At 71.0% G+C, this 19,083-nt stretch carries 13 protein-coding genes; 12 read left to right on the forward strand and 1 reads right to left on the reverse strand.

Annotated elements, in window-relative coordinates; all coding sequences use genetic code 11:
- Positions 1-246: 246 nt before the first annotated feature.
- The 3 genes from chvE to mmsB all read left to right on the forward strand — a co-directional run bounded on the left by chvE (position 247) and on the right by mmsB (position 4,256).
- Positions 247-1,386, forward strand: a complete 1,140-nt coding sequence (chvE, locus tag AC2CHG_RS21145) for a multiple monosaccharide ABC transporter substrate-binding protein (RefSeq protein ID WP_366619530.1) — start codon at positions 247-249, stop codon at positions 1,384-1,386.
- An 84-nt stretch (positions 1,387-1,470) separates the two neighbouring features.
- On the forward strand, positions 1,471-3,009 hold the full coding sequence (gene mmsA, locus AC2CHG_RS21150) for a multiple monosaccharide ABC transporter ATP-binding protein (protein ID WP_262011905.1): 1,539 nt from the start codon (positions 1,471-1,473) through the stop codon (positions 3,007-3,009).
- Positions 3,006-4,256: a multiple monosaccharide ABC transporter permease gene (gene mmsB / locus AC2CHG_RS21155; protein WP_135240600.1), complete on the forward strand. Its 1,251-nt coding sequence runs from the start codon at positions 3,006-3,008 to the stop codon at positions 4,254-4,256. The genes mmsA and mmsB overlap by 4 nt, the downstream gene beginning before the upstream one ends.
- Positions 4,257-4,315: 59 nt before the next feature.
- On the opposite strand, the gene AC2CHG_RS21160 is transcribed toward mmsB, so the two are convergent.
- Entirely contained in the window at positions 4,316-5,971 is a 1,656-nt protein-coding gene (locus tag AC2CHG_RS21160; protein ID WP_262011903.1) for a glycoside hydrolase family 27 protein, read from the reverse strand.
- Between the two features lie 654 nt (positions 5,972-6,625).
- Between AC2CHG_RS21160 and araB the strand changes: the two genes are divergently transcribed.
- From araB to AC2CHG_RS21205, 9 genes are all read left to right on the forward strand, one after another.
- Positions 6,626-8,308, forward strand: a complete 1,683-nt coding sequence (gene araB / locus AC2CHG_RS21165; RefSeq protein ID WP_262011902.1) for a ribulokinase — start codon at positions 6,626-6,628, stop codon at positions 8,306-8,308.
- Positions 8,305-8,976: an L-ribulose-5-phosphate 4-epimerase gene (locus tag AC2CHG_RS21170; protein ID WP_262011901.1), complete on the forward strand. Its 672-nt coding sequence runs from the start codon at positions 8,305-8,307 to the stop codon at positions 8,974-8,976. The genes araB and AC2CHG_RS21170 overlap by 4 nt, the downstream gene beginning before the upstream one ends.
- A gap of 98 nt (positions 8,977-9,074) precedes the next feature.
- On the forward strand, positions 9,075-10,070 hold the full coding sequence (locus AC2CHG_RS21175; protein WP_262011900.1) for an ABC transporter substrate-binding protein: 996 nt from the start codon (positions 9,075-9,077) through the stop codon (positions 10,068-10,070).
- A gap of 72 nt (positions 10,071-10,142) precedes the next feature.
- On the forward strand, positions 10,143-11,684 hold the full coding sequence (locus tag AC2CHG_RS21180; protein ID WP_484525411.1) for a sugar ABC transporter ATP-binding protein: 1,542 nt from the start codon (positions 10,143-10,145) through the stop codon (positions 11,682-11,684).
- Complete coding sequence (locus AC2CHG_RS21185; protein ID WP_262011898.1) at positions 11,681-12,751, forward strand: ABC transporter permease; 1,071 nt, start codon at positions 11,681-11,683, stop codon at positions 12,749-12,751. Before AC2CHG_RS21180 ends, AC2CHG_RS21185 begins: the two co-directional genes overlap by 4 nt.
- Positions 12,748-13,740 (forward strand): galactofuranose ABC transporter, permease protein YjfF, encoded by a 993-nt coding sequence (yjfF, locus tag AC2CHG_RS21190; RefSeq protein WP_013286824.1) that lies wholly within the window; start codon positions 12,748-12,750, stop codon positions 13,738-13,740. Before AC2CHG_RS21185 ends, yjfF begins: the two co-directional genes overlap by 4 nt.
- 26 nt (positions 13,741-13,766) lie before the next feature.
- Positions 13,767-15,269, forward strand: a complete 1,503-nt coding sequence (gene araA, locus AC2CHG_RS21195) for an L-arabinose isomerase (protein WP_262011897.1) — start codon at positions 13,767-13,769, stop codon at positions 15,267-15,269.
- A gap of 246 nt (positions 15,270-15,515) precedes the next feature.
- Entirely contained in the window at positions 15,516-17,585 is a 2,070-nt protein-coding gene (locus AC2CHG_RS21200) for an RICIN domain-containing protein (protein WP_484525412.1), read from the forward strand.
- A gap of 317 nt (positions 17,586-17,902) precedes the next feature.
- Positions 17,903-18,892 (forward strand): LacI family DNA-binding transcriptional regulator, encoded by a 990-nt coding sequence (locus AC2CHG_RS21205; RefSeq protein WP_209310301.1) that lies wholly within the window; start codon positions 17,903-17,905, stop codon positions 18,890-18,892.
- Positions 18,893-19,083 lie beyond the last annotated feature (191 nt).

Genomic DNA, 19,083 nt, shown 5'->3' on the forward strand with positions numbered 1-19,083 from the left:
CGGGCAACGGCCCGCTTAGCGCCATACCCCCCCACCGCCCCCGCCCCGGCCGCCCCGGGGGGGGGGGCGGGGCCGCTGGGCCCCCCCCCGCGACGTCCGGTCGCGTCCTACCTGGAGCGCCGTCTCTGTTACAAGAAAGAGACATGCGCATTTCGCGCGATTGGTTGACGGGGCAACTTGTGAGCGTTAACACTCGCCCTGACGGTTACCTGTGTCACAGGGGCCCACGGAGGGGAGAGGACGCTCGTGCGCAGACGAATCCTGGCCGCAGTCAGCGGCGCCGCGCTCGCGATCAGCCTGGCCGCCTGCAGCGGCGAGGGCGCGGGAGGCGGCGGAGACACCAGCTCGGCCAAGCCCGGCGACCTGACGATCGGCGTCTCGATGCCGACGCAGACCTCGGAACGATGGATCGCCGACGGCAACTCGGTGAAGGAGAAGCTCCAGGCCAAGGGCTACAAGGTCGACCTGCAGTACGCCGGGGACGACATCCCGACCCAGTCGCAGCAGATCGACCAGATGATCACGCAGGGCGCGGACGTGCTGGTCATCGCCCCGATCGACGGCACCGCGCTCAGCGGCCAGCTCCAGGCCGCCGCGGCCGCGAAGATCCCGGTCATCTCCTACGACCGGCTCATCCGCAACAGCCCGAACGTGAGCTTCTACGTCAGCTTCGACAACTACAAGGTCGGCGTGGCGCAGGCCAACGCGCTCCTGGTCGGCCTCGGCCTGCTCACCAAGGACGGCGCCAAGGGCACCGCGACCGGCCCGTTCAACGTGGAGCTGTTCGCCGGCTCGCTGGACGACAACAACGCCGGCTTCTTCTTCAACGGCGCGATGGACACGCTCAAGCCGTACTTCGACGCCGGCACGCTGAAGGTCAAGTCGGGGCAGACCAAGATCGAGCAGGCCGCCATCCTGCGCTGGCAGCAGGAGACCGCGCAGAAGCGGATGGAGGACCTGCTCACCTCCAGCTACAACGACGGCAGCAAGGTCGACGGCGTGCTGTCGCCGTTCGACGGCCTGTCCCGCGGCATCATCACCGCGCTGCAGAACGCCGGCTACCGCGGCGGCGCCAAGAAGATGCCGGTGGTGACCGGCCAGGACGCCGAGGTCGCCTCGGTCAAGCTGATCAACGACGGCGTGCAGAGCTCGACGGTGTTCAAGGACACCCGGCTGCTGGCCGAGCAGGCGGTCATCGCCGCCGAGGCGTTCCTGCGCAAGGAGGAGCCGAAGGCCAACGAGACCAAGGCGTACAACAACGGCGTCAAGGTCGTGCCCGCGTTCCTGCTGCCGGTGCAGACCGTCTACAAGGAGGACATCAAGTCCGTCCTGATCGACTCCGGCTACCTGACCGAGCAGGAGGTCGCCGCCGGACGGGCCGGCTGACCCGCGCGGCGACGGGCCCGGCGGCCACCGCGCCACCGGGCCCGTCCGCTCCGGACACCTCGACCACGAGCAGGACGGATACCCATGAGCGATCACATCCTCGAGATGCGGGGCATCACGAAGACCTTCCCGGGCGTGGCCGCGCTCCAGGACGTCTCGCTCGCCGTACGGCGTGGCGAGATCCACGCGATCTGCGGTGAGAACGGCGCCGGCAAGTCCACCCTGATGAAGGTGCTGTCCGGGGTCTACCCGGCGGGCAGCTACGACGGCCAGATCGTCTTCGACGGCGAGCCGGTCGGGTTCCGGGGGATCCAGGACAGCGAGGCCCGCGGCATCGTGATCATCCACCAGGAACTCGCCCTGGTGCCCTACCTGTCGATCGCCGAGAACATCTTCCTCGGCAACGAGCGCCGCGGCCGCGGCGGGCTGATCGACTGGCATCGGACCAATGCGGAGGCCGCGGCGCTGCTGCGGTCGGTCGGGCTGCACGAGAACCCGGTCACCCCGGTCATCCAGCTCGGCGTCGGCAAGCAGCAGCTCGTGGAGATCGCCAAGGCGCTGTCCAAGAAGGTGCGGCTGCTGATCCTCGACGAGCCCACGGCGGCACTCAACGACGTCGACTCGGCGCACCTGCTGGACCTGATGCGCCGGCTGCGCGACCAGGGCATCACCTGCATCATGATCTCGCACAAGCTAGGCGAGATCACCGCCGTCGCCGACTCGACCACTGTCATCCGCGACGGCCGTACCGTCGAGACGCTGGACATGTCCGACGGCGCCGTCACCCAGGACCGGATCATCCGCGGCATGGTCGGGCGCGACCTGGCCGCCTTCTACCCGACCCGCAGTGTGACGCCCGGCGACGAGGTGCTGCGGATCGAGGACTGGTCGGTGCGCCACCCGACCCAGGACCGCCTGGTCGTCGACCGGGCGTCGCTGCACGTGCGCGCCGGTGAGGTCGTCGGCATCGCCGGCCTGATGGGCGCCGGGCGCACCGAGCTGGCGATGAGCGTGTTCGGCCGGGCGTACGGCCGGGACATCAGGGGCCGGCTGTTCGTCAGGGGCCGTGAGGTACGGGCGCGCACTGTCGCCGAGGCCATCGCCAACGGCATCGCGTACGCCACCGAGGACCGCAAGCACTACGGCCTCAACCTCATCGACGACGTCCGCGGCAACGTCTCGGCCGCCGCGCTCGACAAGCTGGCCCGGCGTGGCTGGATCGACGGCAACCGCGAGATCCAGGTCGCCGAGCGGGGCCGGCGCGACATGAACATCAAGGCGCCGACGGTGATGTCGGTGGTGGGCAAGCTCTCCGGCGGCAACCAGCAGAAGGTCGTGCTGGCGAAGTGGCTGTTCACCGACCCGGACGTGCTGATCCTCGACGAGCCGACCCGGGGCATCGACGTGGGCGCGAAGTTCGAGATCTACACGATCGTCAACCGGCTGGTGGCCGACGGCAAGGCCGTCGTGCTCATCTCCTCCGAACTGCCCGAGCTGCTCGGCATGTGCGACCGCATCTACACCCTGGCGGCCGGCCGGATCACCGGGGAGACGCCGGTGGCCGAGGCCACCCAGGAGAACCTGATGGAACTCATGACCAAGGACAGGGATCTCGTCCGATGACCAGCACGAAGCCTCCTCCCGCCACGAAGGTCGCCACGCCGGACACCGGCGCGGCGGCGACCCTGCACACCGGCACCAGCGACCCGCGCGCGCTGATCCTGGGCAACCTGCGGCAGAGCGGCATCTACATCGCCCTGGTGGTGATCGTCGCGTTGTTCGCCGTCCTCACCGACGGCGTCTCGCTGAGCCCCGGCAACCTGACGAACATCGTCCTGCAGTACTCCTACATCCTGGTGCTCGCGATCGGCATGGTCATCGTGATCATCGGCGGCCACATCGACCTGTCCGTGGGATCGGTGGTGGCGCTCACCGGAGCGGTCTCGGCGGTGCTGGTCATCCGCGAAGGCATGCCCTGGTGGGCCGGCGTCCTGGCCGCGCTCGCGGTGGGCGTCGCGGTCGGCGCGTGGCACGGGCTCTGGGTCGCGTACGCCGGCATCCCGGCCTTCATCGTCACCCTGGCCGGCATGCTGCTGTTCCGCGGCCTGACGCTGCGCGTGCTGGACAACATCTCGCTCTCGCCGTTCCCGGAGGAGTACCAGCGGGTCGCGGCCGGCTTCCTCAACGGCCTGCTGGGCGGCCAGGGCTACGACGCCTTCACACTGTTCATCGGCGCGTTCGCCGTGGTCGGGTACGCGGTGAGCGTGTTCCGGACCCGGGTCGCCCGGGTGCGCCACGAGCAGCCCGTGGAGTCGTTCCCGCTGTTCGTCCTGCGGATCGTGGTGGTCGGCGCCGTGGTCATGTGGTTCGCCTGGCAGCTCGCCCACGCCCGGGGCCTGCCGATCGTGCTGATCGTGCTCGCCGTGCTCGTGCTCGTCTACGGCCTGCTCACCCGCCGCACGGTGTTCGGCCGCCAGGTGTACGCCATCGGCGGCAACCTGCCCGCGGCGATGCTGTCCGGCGTACGGGTGAAGCGGGTCAACTTCTGGATCTTCGTCAACATGGGCTTCCTGTCCGCCGTGGCGGGTGTCATCTACTCGTCCCGCTCGAACGGGGCCCAGCCGGCGGCGGGCAACATGTTCGAGCTGGACGCGATCGCGGCGGCGTTCATCGGCGGCGCGGCCGTCACCGGCGGCGTCGGCACCGTGGTCGGCGCCATGGTGGGTGGCCTGATCATGGCGGTGATGAGCAACGGGATGCAGCTCATGGGCGTCGACCAGTCCGTCCAGTCGGTGGTCAAGGGCCTGGTGCTGCTCGTCGCAGTGGCGTTCGACATCTGGAACAAGCGCCGGGCGGCCGGCGCCCGGTGACGGCCGGCCGGACGCTCGCCCCTTCGTCCGGCCGACCGCCGTTCACCGGCCGTAGCCGCTCACGCCCGGCTCCACCGTTGGTTGGCGTTGCCGTGGCAGGTCCAGACGATCACCCGGGTGCCGTTGGCGGTGCCCGCGTTGTCGACGTCCAGGCACAGCGACGGGAAGCGCCCGTTGCTCACCGTGCCGTTGCCGTTGACGGTCCACTGCTGGTTGGTGCCGCCGTTGCAGTCCCAGATCTGCACCCGGGTGCCGGCCGTCGCGCTCGTCGGCACGTCCAGGCACTTGCCGAGCACCTGCAACGCCTGCCCGCTGGCGGTGAACTGCTGGTTTGCGTTGTTGTGGCAGTCCCAGATCAGCGTCCCGGTGCCGTTGGCGGTGCCGGCGTTGTCCACGTCGAGGCACCGGCCGGACGACTCGCTGCGCAGCCGGAACGTGGTCGGGACCGGCGGCGGGGTGGTGGTGCCGCCCCCGCTGACCCGGTAGACCACGGTGCCGTGCGCGGGCACGCTGGCGGAGATCGTGCCGGTGCTGGTGGAGGTGGCGTCGGTCCACGCGTCGCGCAGCGTGAACGAGCTGCCGCTCTTGCCCACCGCCGCCGCCGTGGTGGAGACGGTGGTGGTCGAGCCGCCCTGGTTGAACAGGGCGACCGCCACGTCGCCGTTTGCCAGCGGCTTGGCCAGCACCCGCCGGGTGCCGTCGAAGGAGACCTGGGCCGCCTGGCGGCCGAGCGCGTCCTGGTTGATCGCGACCAGGTTCGCGTTGCGCAGGATCGCCAGCGTGGCGGCGTTCGCCGACCGTACGTCGTTGCCCATCATCAGCGGCGCGGCCAGGACCGCCCAGAGCGCGAAGTGGCTGCGCATCTCGGTGTCGTTCATGCCCCCTCGGCCGACCTCGAGCATGTCCGGGTCGTTGAACCCGCCCGGCGCGGCGTAACCGGCCAGCGGCACCGTGACGTCGACGATGTTCTGGATGCCCATCGGGTAGCCGTTCGTCTGGCCGGTGTTCCACGCGTTGGTGATGTCCTCTGTGGTCCGCCAGAGGTTCGCCACGTCGCTCCAGTTGCGCTGCGGCCCGGTCTTGGCGTGGTAGCTGTTGGGGTTGATGCTGTAGACGATCGGCCGTCCGGTGGAGGCCAGCGCGTCGCGCATGATGCCGAACCGCGCCACCTGGTCGTTGATGGTGCCGGTGCCGGAGCACCAGTCGTACTTGAGGTAGTCCACGCCCCAGGCGGCGAACTGCCGCGCGTCCTGGTACTCGTGGTTGAGGCTGCCGGTGGCGCCGGGGAACGCGCCGCCGACCTGGGCGCAGGTCTTGTCCAGCGGCACCTGGTAGATGCCGAACAGCAGGCCCCGGGCGTGCAGGTAGTCACCGAGGGACTTCATCCCGCTGGGGAACCGCTGCGGGTGCGCCTGGAGGTTGCCCTGCGCGTCCCGGTTCGGGTCGAACCAGCAGTCGTCCACGACGACGTATTTGTAGCCGAGGTCGCGCAGGCCGTTGCTGACCATCGCGTCGGCGGTCTGGCGGATGAGGGTCTCGTTGATGTTGCAGCCGAAGGTGTTCCAGGTGTTCCACCCCATCGGCGGGGTACGGGCGACGCCGTTGTCCAGCGCCCGGGCGGGACGCGGGGCCACAGCCTGGTCGGTGACTGTCGCGGCGAGCGCCACCGCCGCGACGCCCAGGACGGCGAGCGTCCGTCGGGTCCATCTGCGCACTGATCCTCCTCGGTCGCCGGGCGCCGGCCGTGCCGGCGTCCGGTTGGGAGCGGCCCGCCGGTCGCGTGGCGTCGCCCGGGGTGCGCGGGGACGTACGCGGCACGGCAGTGGAGAGGGGCCGGCCGGTCACCGGCGGGCGCTCGTGGGTGGTGGGGTCCGGCGGTCGACGGGGTCGCCGTCCGCGTCGCCGCCCGGCTGCGGCGCCGGGGTTTCCCGGACGGCGGCGCCACGAAGCAGGGATGGCGAGAATGTTATCGCTGACATCAAACCCTGTAAATAGCGACGAGGTCCGTGCGGCCCGTGTCGGCGACCGTTTGCGCGGGTGCCGGGGCCGGGAAAAGTGCCGCTGAGGGGCGCTGTGCGACCTCGGGAGGCCCTCGCCGCGGCTCGGAGTCCGCAGCGCCGATCGCGGCGGTCCGACGATCCACTAAGGCATCGATTGTTGTCGCTAACAAGGCGCTCGCCGGGGCCCGGCGGCCGGACCGGGCACGCGTCCGTGTGGATCTCCTCCGGGCGCGGCCCCGCCGGTCCGTGCCGCCCGGCCGCGGTGGTCCGGCGAGGGTGGTTCCTCGTTACGTAGCTGTTGCCCGGAGGTGTCTTGACGGATGTATATGTGAGCGCTAACACTAACTCCGTGACACGGCGGAGGTGCAAATGAGCGAAGTGGACGCGTCCGACCGGTACGTGATCGGTGTCGATTTCGGCACGCTGTCCGGGCGGGCGCTCGTGGTCCGCGTCCGGGACGGTGCCGAACTCGGTACGGCGGTGCACGAGTACCGGCGCGGGGTCATCGAGACCGCGCTACCCGACGGCGGCCCGGCGCTGCCCCCGGACTGGGCCCTCCAGGACCCGGACGACTACCGCGACGTGCTGCGCCACGCGGTGCCGGCCGCGCTCGCCGAATCCGGCGTGGACCCGTCCCGGGTGGTGGGCATCGGCATCGACTTCACCGCGTGCACCGTGCTCCCGACGCTCGCCGACGGCACACCGCTGTGCGAAATCCCGCAACTGCGCGACCGGCCGCACGCCTGGGTGAAGCTCTGGAAGCACCACGCCGCGCAGCCGCACGCCGACCGGATCAACGCGCTGGCGGCCGAACGCGGCGAGCCGTGGCTCGGCCGCTACGGCGGCAAGATCTCCGCCGAGTGGCAGTTCGCCAAGGGCCTGCAGATCCTGGAGGAGGACCCGGAGGTCTACCGCCGGGCCGAGCGCTTCATCGAGGCCGCCGACTGGATCGTGTGGCAGCTCTGCGGCGCCGAGACGCGCAACGTCTGCACCGCGGGCTACAAGGGCATCCGGCAGGACGGCCGCTACCCGTCGGCGGACTACCTGTCCGCGCTCGACCCCGGCTTCGCCGACTTCGTGACCAAGCTGGACGGTCCGCTGCTGCCGCTGGGCGCGCGGGCCGGCACGCTCAGCGCCCGCGCCGCGGCCTGGACCGGACTGCCCGAGGGCATCGCGGTCGCGGCCGGCAACGTCGACGCCCACGTCACCGCCGCGTCGGCCCAGGCGCTGCGGCCCGGCCGGCTGGTCGCCATCATGGGCACCTCCACCTGCCACGTCCTCAACGGCACCCACCCGGCCGAGGTGCCGGGCATGTGCGGCGTGGTCGACGGCGGCATCAGCCCCGGCGCCTGGGGCTTCGAGGCCGGGCAGAGCGGCGTGGGGGACATCTTCGGCTGGTTCGTCCGCCACGCCGCCCCGGCCGGGTTCGACTCGCACGAGCGGCTCACCGAGGCCGCCGCCGCCCAGCCGGTCGGCGCGCACGGCCTGGTGGCGCTGGACTGGTGGAACGGCAACCGGTCCCTGCTGGTCAACCACGACCTGAGCGGGATGATCGTCGGGCTGACGCTCGCCACCCGGCCGCCGGACGTCTACCGCGCGCTGCTGGAGTCCACGGCGTACGGCACCCGGATGATCGTCGAGGCGTTCGCGCAGGCCGGTGTGCCTGTCGACGACCTGGTGGTGGCCGGTGGGCTCACCTCCAACCGGCTGCTCATGCAGATCTACGCCGACGTCACCGACCGGCCGCTGAGCATCATCGGTTCCGCCCAGGGCCCGGCGCTCGGCTCGGCCATCCATGCGGCTGTCGCCGCCGGGGCGTACCCGACGATCCACGAGGCGTCCGCCGCGATGGGGCGCATCGACGAGGCCGTCTACCGGCCCGTACCGGAGAACGTCCGGGCCTACGACGCCCTGTACGCCGAGTACCGCGCGTTGCACGACCACTTCGGCCGCGGCGCGAACGACGTCATGCTCCGCCTGCGGGCGATCCGTAACGCGGCGGTCGACGCCGCCGCGGACCGCGCCGCCGCGACCCTGGAGGTGGTCGGATGAACAGCCAGGTCGACGCGCTGCGCGAGACGGTGGCGCGCCTGCACCGCGAACTGACCCGCTACGACCTGGTGGCCTGGACCGCCGGCAACGTGTCAGCCCGCGTACCCGGTCAGGATCTGATGGTCATCAAGCCCAGCGGCGTCGACTACGACGACCTGACCGCGGCGGCCATGGTGGTCTGCGACCTCAACGGCACCGTCGTCGACGGCGACGGCGCCCCGTCCAGCGACACCGCCGCGCACGCCTACGTCTACCGCGCGATGCCCGAGGTCGGCGGCGTCGTGCACACGCACAGCGGGTACGCCACCGCCTGGGCGGCCCGCGGCGAGGCGATCCCGTGCTGGCTGACCGCGCAGGCCGACGAGTTCGGCGGGGAGATCCCGATCGGGCCGTTCGCGCTGATCGGCGGCGACGACATCGGCAAGGGCATCGTCAGCACGCTGTCCGGGCACCGCTCACCCGCGGTGCTCATGCGCAACCACGGCGTCTTCACCATCGGCCGTGACGCCCGGGCGGCGGTCAAGGCCGCGGTGATGTGCGAGGACGTGGCCCGCACCGCACACCTGGCCCGGGCGCTCGGCCAGCCGGTGCCGATCGCGCCGGCCGACATCGACTCGCTCTACGACCGCTACCAGAACGTGTACGGCCAACGCCCGTCGGCGCACTGACCCCGGACCGCGCCGCGCACCCCCCACCACCACACCCGGGCCGCTCCGGCTCCCCGCCGGACGTGCGCCCGGAACATCCAACCCCCGGAGGAGAATCGATGAGAAGCAGGAGCACGGCACGCACGGTCATCGCGGCGTTCGCCGGCGTGCTGCTCGCCGCCAGCATGGCCGCGTGCGGCAACAGCGACACCGGCGGCGGTTCCGGCGACGGCAACGACAAGATCGTCCTGGGCTTCTCCCAGGTGGGCGCCGAGAGTGGCTGGCGCACCGCCAACACCACCTCGATCAAGGAGGCGGCGGCCGAGGCGGGCATCGAGCTGAAGTTCGACGACGCCCAGCAGAAGCAGGAGAACCAGATCAAGGCGATCCGGAACTTCATCCAGCAGAAGGTCGACGTGATCGCCTTCTCGCCGGTGGTGGAGTCCGGCTGGGACACCGTGCTCAAGGAGGCCAAGGACGCCAAGATCCCGGTGATCCTGACCGACCGCGCCGTCGACTCGGCCGACAAGTCGCTCTACAAGACGTTCCTCGGCTCGGACTTCGTCAAGGAGGGCCGCCTCGCCGGCGAGTGGCTGGTGGAGCAGAAGAAGTCCGCGTCCGGCCCGGTCAACATCGTCGAGCTGCAGGGCACGACCGGCTCGGCGCCGGCAAACGACCGGAAGAAGGGCTTCGCCGAGGCGATCGCCGCCAACCCCAACCTGAAGATCGTCGCCTCGCAGACCGGTGACTTCACCCGCGCCGGCGGCAAGCAGGTGATGGAGCAGTTCCTCAAGGCCAACCCGAAGATCGATGTGCTCTTCGCGCACAACGACGACATGGGCCTGGGCGCGCTCGAGGCGATCACCGCGGCCGGCAAGACGCCCGGCAAGGACATCACCATCATCACCGTCGACGCGGTGAAGGACGGCATGCAGGCCCTCGCGGACGGCAAGTTCAACTTCATCGCCGAGTGCAGCCCGCTGCTCGGCCCGCAGCTGATGGACCTGGTCAAGAAGGTCAAGGCCGGCGAGGAGGTGCCCGCCCGGATCGAGACCGAGGAGACCACGTTCACCCAGGAGCAGGCCAAGGAGGCACTGCCCAACCGCAAGTACTGAGTCACCCGGGGGCCGCCGTCGCAACCGACGGCGGCCCCCGTACCACCACCGTCGAAGAAGAGGTCCGATGGGATGACGGGTAACCGTCCGGTCCTGACCATGACCGGCATCAGCAAGACCTTCCCCGGGGTCCGCGCGCTGCACGACGTCGACTTCCGGCTGTTCCCGGGCGAGGTCCACGCCCTGATGGGCGAGAACGGCGCCGGCAAGTCCACCCTGATCAAGGTGTTGACCGGCGTCTACGGGACCGACGCGGGCGTCGTCACGCTCGACGGCGAGCAGGTCTCGTTCACCGGTCCGATGCAGGCCGCCGCGGCCGGTGTCAGCACCGTGTACCAGGAGATCAACCTCTGCACCAACCTGTCGGTGGCGGAGAACGTCTTCATCGGCCGGGAACCCCGCAGGTTCGGCGCGGTGCGCTGGGGCGAGATGCGCCGCCGGGCCCGCGACCTGCTGGCCCGGCTCGACCTCGACCTCGACGTCGGCGCGCCGCTCGGCTCGTACTCGCTCGCGGTGCAGCAGATGGTCGCCATCGCCCGGGCGATCGACGTGCGGGCCCGGGTACTGATCCTGGACGAACCGACGTCCAGCCTGGACGCCGGCGAGGTCGCGCAGCTGTTCCGGATCATGCGGCAACTGCGCGACGAGGGGATCGCGATCCTGTTCGTCACCCACTTCCTCGACCAGGTCTACGGCATCGCCGACCGGATCACGGTGTTGCGCAACGGCCGGCTCGTGGGGGAGTACCGCACCGAGGAGCTGCCGCAGTTCAGCCTGGTCGAGAAGATGATCGGGCAGGAGCTGGACGTGCTGGAGCGGCTCGACGAGCAGCAGAAGCGCGCCACCCTCGACGCGGGCGGTGCGGCCCCGCTCGTGGACGCCACCGAACTCGGCCGGCGCGGCGCGGTCGCCCCGTTCAGCCTGCGCATCCACGCCGGCGAGGTGGTCGGCCTGGCCGGCCTGCTCGGCTCCGGCCGGACCGAGGTGGCGCGGCTGATCTTCGGCGCGGACCGGGCCGACCACGGCCAGGTCCGGCTCGACGGCGGCCGGGCGCCGGTCCGCAACCCGATCCAGGCCATCGGCCAGGGCGTCGGGTTCTGCTCGGAGAACCGCCGGGCCGAGGGCATCGTCCCGGAACTCACCGTCCGGGAGAACATGATCCTGGCGATGCAGGCCGCGCGCGGCTGGCTGCGTCCGATCCCGCGCCGCCGCCAGGACGAGCTGGTCCGCAGGTACGTCGAGGCGCTGAGCATCCGTCCCGCCAACCCGGAGCTGCCGGTGCGCAACCTCTCCGGCGGCAACCAGCAGAAGGTGCTGCTGGCCCGCTGGCTGATCACCGAGCCGCGCCTGCTGATCCTGGACGAGCCGACCCGCGGCATCGACGTCGGCGCCAAGGCCGAGATCCAGAAGCTGGTGGTGCAGCTCTCCGACGGCGGCATGGCGGTGCTGTTCATCTCCGCCGAGCTGGAGGAGGTGCTGCGCCTGAGCCACCGGGTCGCGGTGATGCGCGACCGGGAGATGGTCGCCCAGCTCGACAACGACGACACGCTCGACGCCGACCGCGTCATGCGCACCATCGCCAGTGGAACGCCCCGGGAGGAGGTGACCCCATGACCGCCGTCGCCGACCGCCTCCGCCCGCTGACCGGCCACCGACTGTTCTGGCCGGCACTCGTGCTCGTGGTCATGATCGCCGCGAACACCGTCTACCGTCCCGGCTTCCTCGCCGTCGAGGTCAAGAACGGCCACCTGTACGGCACGCCGATCGACATCCTCCGGCTGAGCGCGCCGCTGATCCTGGTCGCGCTCGGGATGACGCTCGTCATCGCCACCGGCGGCATCGACCTGTCGGTCGGCTCGCTCTGCGCGATCAGCGGCGCGATCGCCTGCCTGCACATCAGCGGGGCGGCCGACCAGAGCAGCCCGGCCACGGTGGCCACCGCGCTCGCACTGGCCTTCGGTGCCGCGCTGGTGCTCGGTGCCTGGAACGGGATACTCGTGGCGGTCATCGGCATCCAGCCGATCATCGCCACGCTGATCCTCATGGTGGCCGGGCGGGGCATCGCCCAGCTGGTCACCGAGGGCCAGATCATCACCATCAACTCCGGTCCGTACCGGGCGATCGGGCTCGGGCACTTCCTGACGCTGCCGCTGGCCATCCTGATCGCGCTCGCCGCCGCGCTGCTCGTGGCCGCGTTCACCCGCCGCACCGCGCTCGGGCTGATCGTCGAGTCGGTCGGCGGCAACGCCGAGGCCAGCCGGCTCGCCGGCATCCGGTCGCGGCGCATCGTCTTCCTCGTCTACGTGATCAGCGCCGCCTGTGCCGCGCTCGCCGGTTTCATGGTCACCGCGAACGTGTCCAGCGCCGACGGCAACGCCGCCGGCCTGTGGATCGAACTCGACGCGATCCTGGCCGTCGTCATCGGCGGCACGTCGCTGGCCGGCGGCCGGTTCTCCCTCGGCGGCACCGTGCTCGGCGCGCTGATCATCCAGACCCTGACCACCACCGTGTACGCGATGAACATCTCGCCGCAGACGTCGCTGCTGTTCAAGGCCGTCGTCGTCATCGCCGTCTGCCTCGTGCAGGCCCCGGCGTTCCGGGCCCGGCTGCGCCGGCGACGGCGCGGGGCCGAACCCGGCCCGGCGGCACCGCAGCGGGAGAAGGAGCAGGTGCCGGCATGAGCAGCACGTCCTTGACCACCGGCCGGTCGTGGCGGCCCAGCCTGCCCCGGCGGCACGTACCGGTGCTGGCCACGCTCGCCCTGCTGCTGGTCATGTACGGCATCGGCGTGTCCCAGTACCGCGCCTTCTCCAACGTCCAGGTCGTCTTCAACGTCTTCATCGACAACGGCTTCCTGCTCGTCGTCGCGGTCGGCATGACGTTCGTGATCCTCACCGGCGGCATCGACCTGTCCGTCGGATCGGTGGTGGCGATGACCGCGATGGTGTCGGCGGCGCTGCTGCGCGACGGCCTGCCCGCGGCCCTGGTGCTGGTGATCGCGCTGCTGATCGGCCCGACGCTGGGTTTCCTGATGGGTTGCGCGATCCATTTCTTCGAGATCCAGCCGTTCATCGTGACACTCGCCGGGATGTTCTTCGCCCGGGGCATGTGCACGTTCATCAGCGACGCCTCGATCTCCATCACCGACGGTTTCTGGACCTCGATGTCGCAGCAGCGCATCGGCGACCCGGCCGGCAACTTCGTGTCGATCAGCGTGCTGATCGCGTTCGCGGTGGTGCTGATCGCGGCGTACGTGCTGGCGTACACCCGGTTCGGCCGCAACGTGTACGCGGTCGGCGGCAACGCGCAGTCGGCGCTGCTGATGGGCCTGCCGGTGGCGCGGACCCGGATCGCCGTCTACACGATCAGCGGGCTCTGCTCGGCGATCGGCGGCATCCTGCTGTCGTTCTACACGCTGTCCGGCGCGCCGCTGATCGCCGTCGGGATGGAGCTGGACGTGATCGCCGCCGTGGTGATCGGCGGCACCGTGCTCACCGGCGGCTCCGGATACGTCTTCGGCACCGTGCTCGGCGTGCTGGTGCTGGGCGTGATCCAGACGCTGATCACGTTCGACGGCAGCCTCAACTCCTGGTGGACCAAGATCGTGATCGGCGGCCTGCTGTTCGCGTTCATCCTCCTCCAGCGCCTCATCGGCATCCGGTTCAAGTGACGGTTCCTAGCGCGGAAGGCAACAACATGGCAACTCACCCCCAGCCCGAGGTCTGGTTCCTCACCGGCAGCCAGGGCCTCTACGGCGAGGACACCCTGCGGCAGGTCGCCGAGCAGTCCCGGCAGATCGCCGCGCGCCTGGACGAGTCGCCGGACATCCCCGTACGCGTGGTCTGGAAGCCGGTCCTCACCTCCAGCGCGGACATCCTCGCCGCCTGCCGGGACGCGGCCGCGCAGGGCGCGGTCGGGGTGATCGCCTGGATGCACACGTTCTCCCCGGCCAAGATGTGGATCTCCGGGCTGGACGCGCTGCGCACGCCGCTGCTGCACCTGCACACGCAGGCCAACGTGGCGCTGCCGTGGGACGACATCGACATGGACTTCATGAACCTCAACCAGGCCGCGCACGGCGACCGGGAGTTCGGGTTCATCCAGACCCGGCTCGGGGTGGCGCGCAAGACCGTCGCCGGGCACGTCACCGACCCCCGGGTCGTCGGGCGGGTCGCGGCCTGGGCCCGCGCCGCGATCGGCTGGTCCGCGGTGCGGACGCTGCGGCTGGCCCGCTTCGGCGACAACATGCGCGACGTCGCGGTCACCGAGGGGGACAAGGTCGAGGCGGAGCTGCGCTTCGGCGTCTCGGTGAACACCTACGGCGTCAACGACCTGGTCGCCGCCGTCGACCAGGTGCCCGACGCGCAGGTCGACGACCTGGTCAAGGAGTACGACGACACCTACCGCGTCGCCGCCGAGCTGCGGCCGGGCGGGGACCGGCACGACTCGCTGCGGTACGCGGCGCGCCAGGAGCTGGGCCTGCGCGCGTTCCTCGACGCCGGCGGGTTCCGGGCGTTCACCACGAACTTCGAGGACCTCGGCGGGCTGCGCCAGCTCCCCGGGATCGCGGTGCAGCGCCTGATGGCCGAGGGCTACGGCTTCGGTGGCGAGGGGGACTGGAAGACGTCGGTGCTGGTGCACACGCTCAAGGCGATGGCCGTCGGCGTGCCGGGCGGCACCTCGTTCATGGAGGACTACACCTACGACCTGACGTTCGGCCAGGAGCTGATCCTCGGCGCGCACATGCTGGAGGTGTGCCCGAGCATCGCCGCCGACGTGCCGAGCGCGGAGGTGCACCCGCTGAGCATCGGCGGCCGGGAGGACCCGGTACGCCTGGTCTTCGACGCCGCGCCCGGTCCGGCGGTCGTGCTGGGCATGGCGGACATGGGGGAGCGGTTCCGGCTGGTCGCGAACGCGGTGGACGTGGTGCCGCCGCCGCATCCGCTGCGCCGGCTGCCGGTGGCGCGCGCGGTCTGGCGTCCGCAGCCCGACCTGGCCGGCTCGGCGGAGGCGTGGATCACCGCGGGCGCGCCGCACCACACCGTGCTGTCCCAGGCCGTCGGCGTGGAGGAACTGCGCGACCTGGCCGAGATGGCCCGCACCGAGCTGGTGGTCATCGACGCCGAGACGCGTCCGCACCGCTTCGCCGACGAGCTGCGCTGGAACCAGGCGTACTACCGGCTCGCCCGGGGCTTCTGAGCCCTCGCCGGCCGGCCGTGCCGGCCCGCGCGGCGGTGCCCCGTGTTACGCCTTGACGTACGGCATGTTATCGCTCACAGTCGATGGATAGGGTCACCGGCACCGCTCGCGGGCCGTTCCGGGCGCGATCTGCGCCGCAGTTGCCAGGGATCCGACTCCCGCCTGGGTAGGCATCGCTGTTAGCGATAACGCCGACGTCGTCGGCGCGTGCCGCCGTGCCCGGGCTCCGGTCGACGAAGGAGGATCATGGTGACGGCTCGACTGTCCCGTGGACGTGGACGCCTGTCCCGGCTGCTGGCCGGGGCGGTGGCGTTGCTTGTCGGCGGCGTGGTGGTGGGCGCCGTGCCCGCGCCCGTCTCCGCGGCCACCGTGGACACCAGCGCGTACTACGTGCTGGTGAACCGCAACAGCGGCAAGGCGCTGGACCTGTACAACCAGGCGACGAACGACGGGGCGCGGATCACCCAGTGGACGCGCAACGACGGTGCCTGGCAGCAGTGGCAGTTCGTGGACTCCGGCGGTGGCTACTACCGGCTGCGGTCCCGGCACTCCGGCAAGGTGCTGGACGTGACCGGCGCGTCCACCGCCAACGGCGCGGCGGTGGTCCAGTGGACCGACCACGGCGGCACCAACCAGCAGTTCCGGCTGGCCGACTCCGACGGCGGGTACGTCCGGCTGATCAACCGGAACTCGAACAAGGTGATGGAGGTGCAGAACGCCTCCACCGCGGACGGCGGCAACATCGTGCAGTACGACGACTGGAACGGCGCGAACCAGCAGTGGCAGCTCGTCCGCGTCGGCGACAACCCCGGCAACCCGGGCGGCAGCTTCACCAACCCGGCCGTCTGGCAGGACTTCGCCGACGTCGACATCATCCGGGTCGGCGACGTCTACTACATGTCCGCCTCCACCATGCACTACTCGCCGGGCGCGCCGGTGCTGCGCTCCTGGGACCTGGTGAACTGGGAGTTCGCCGGCCACTCGGTGCCGCGGCTGGAGTTCGGCACCAAGTACGACCTGAGCGCCGGCGAGCAGGCGTACGTGGACGGCATCTGGGCGTCGACGCTGAACTACCGGCCGAGCAACCGCACGTTCTACTGGGCCGGGTGCATCGACTTCGCGCAGACCCACATCTACACCGCCACCGCCGTGGACGGCGCGTGGAACCGCCTGACCACCATCCCCAACTGCTACTACGACGCCGGCATGCTGATCGACGACAACGACACCATGTACGTCGCGTACGGCAACGGCACGATCAGCGTGGCCCAGCTCTCCGCCGACGGGCGCAGCCAGGTCCGGGCCCAGCAGGTCTACCAGACGCCGTCGAGCATCGGCACGCTGGAGGGCGCGCGCTTCTACAAGCGCAACGGCGCGTACTACATCTGGCTGACCCGGCCGGCCAACGGCCAGTACGTGCTGAAGTCCACGAACGGCCCGTTCGGCCCGTACGAGCAGCGGCAGGTGCTGCTCAACCTGCCCGGCCCGATCTCCGGCGGCGGCGTGCCGCACCAGGGCGGGCTGGTGCAGACGCAGACCGGCGCCTGGTACTACATGGCGTTCACCGACGCGTACCCGGGCGGCCGGATGCCGACGCTGGCGCCGATCACCTGGACCTCCGACGGCTGGCCGCAGGTGCAGACCGTCAACGGCGCCTGGGGCGCGAGCTACCCCAACCCGTTGCCGACCCGCCCGGTCAAGCCGCTCACCGGCACCGACACGTTCTCCGGCACCACGCTCGGCCCGCAGTACGAGTGGAACCACAACCCGGACAACAGCAGGTGGTCGGTGAACAACGGCCTGCGGTTGCAGACCGCCACCGTCACGAACGACCTGTACCGGGCCCGCAACACGCTCACCCACCGCATCCAGGGGCCGACCTCGACCGGCACGATCGAGCTGGACTACTCGACCATGCGCGACGGTGACCGGGCCGGCCTGGCGATGCTGCGGGACAGCTCGGCCTGGATCGGCGTACGGCGGGACAACGGCGCGACCCGCGTGGTGATGACGAACGGCCTGACCATGGGCTCGAACTGGAACACCACGAGCACCGGTACGGAGATCGCCGGCGCGGCGGTGTCCGGCGGTCGGATCTGGCTGCGGGCCAACGCCGACATCCGGCCCGGCTCGGGGCGGCAGGCGCGGTTCTCCTACAGCACCGACGGGGTGAACTTCGTGTCGCTCGGTAACGCGCTGACGCTCAACAACGCGTGGCAGTTCTTCATGGGCTACCGGTTCGGCTTCTTCAACTACGCCACCCAATCCCTCGGCGGCGCGGTGACGGTGCGGCAGTTCTCGCTGACGACACCGTGACAACGGTCACTATTCGCGGCCGTTGACACATCTTCGACAACCCGGGGTGCGGCTCTGGCAATCGCCGGAAATGCCGCACCCCGGGCGCAATTCCACCCGCTCCGAGCTGCCTGTTCGTGCCACTGCGTAACGGCAGGGAATGAGCCGCCTGTCGATTACCCGATATCGGCGCGCCACGGCCGGAACGGGCGATCGACGGTGCCGATACCGATGGGACCGCTGGCGTAGACTGTCGCCACCCGGGACGGTCCGGTCGAGATCGACCGGGTGTGGCCGCGGGCAGTGGCGAAAGTGAGGTGGCCGTGCGCGGTCCTGCGATGACGGACGTGGCCCGCCTCGCCGGGGTATCGCACCAGACGGTCTCCCGGGTTCTCAACGGGCATCCCAACGTGCGTGAGCAGACCCGGTTGCGGGTGCAGGCCGCCATCACCGAACTCGGCTACCGGCCCAACCGCGCCGCCCGCGCGCTGGTGACCGGCCGGTCCCAGGTGATCGGTGTGGTCGCGCAGAACACCACGCTCTACGGCCCGGCGTCGCTGCTCGCGGCGCTGGAGCAGACCGCCGCCGAGGCCGGCTTCGCGGTGAGCGTCGGCAGCGTCCGCGACCTCGACCACCGCTCCATCTCGGCCGCCGTGGAACGGCACCTGGCGCACCGGGTCGCCGGCATCGTGGTGATCGCACCGGTCGAGTCCGCCGGGGAGGCGCTGGAACGGCTGCCCCAGGACGTGCCGCTGGTGACTGTCGACGGCGACCCGCGGCGGCCGATCCCGCTGGTCACAGTCGACCAGGTCGCCGGCGCCCGGGCCGCCACCGAGCACCTCCTGGCCGCTGGGCACCGCACGGTGTGGCACGTGTCCGGGCCGTCGGACTGGTTCGACAGCGCCGGCCGGATCGAGGGGTGGCGCGAGGCGCTGCGGCAGGCCGGCGCCGAGATCCCGCCGCTGGTCCATGCCGACTGGTCGGCTGCGGCGGGCTACCGGTGCGGGCAGATGCTGGCCCGGATGCCGGAGGTCACCGCCGTCTTCACCGCCAACGACCACCTGGCGCTGGGCGTGCTGCGGGCGCTGCACGAGCACGGCCGCCGCGTCCCCGACGACATCAGCGTGGTCGGGTTCGACGACGTGCCCGAGGCGGCGTACTTCATCCCGCCGCTGACCACCGTCCGGCCGGACTTCGGCGCTGTCGCCGCGGCGAGCCTGGACCTGCTCCTGGCGCAGATCGAGTCGCAGACCGTCGGGCCGCTGCGGCAGACGATCGCGCCGACGCTGGTGCCGCGCCGCAGCGTGGGCCCGCCGCCCGCCCGCTGAGGCGGTAGCGGCCCGCCTGCCCGTGGCCCGACCCCGCCGTGCGAGGTCCGGTCGTCAGTGGTCCGTGCGGTGAGCGCGCGCCCGGCGCGCGATCAGCAGCACGATTCCGGCGACCACGAGCAGACCGGCGGCCGCCCCACCCGCAAGCAGCGCGACCGGCGGGCCGTCGTCGCCGGACCGCGCGCCTGCGG

Source organism: Micromonospora sp. ATLC20, assembly GCF_057196585.1.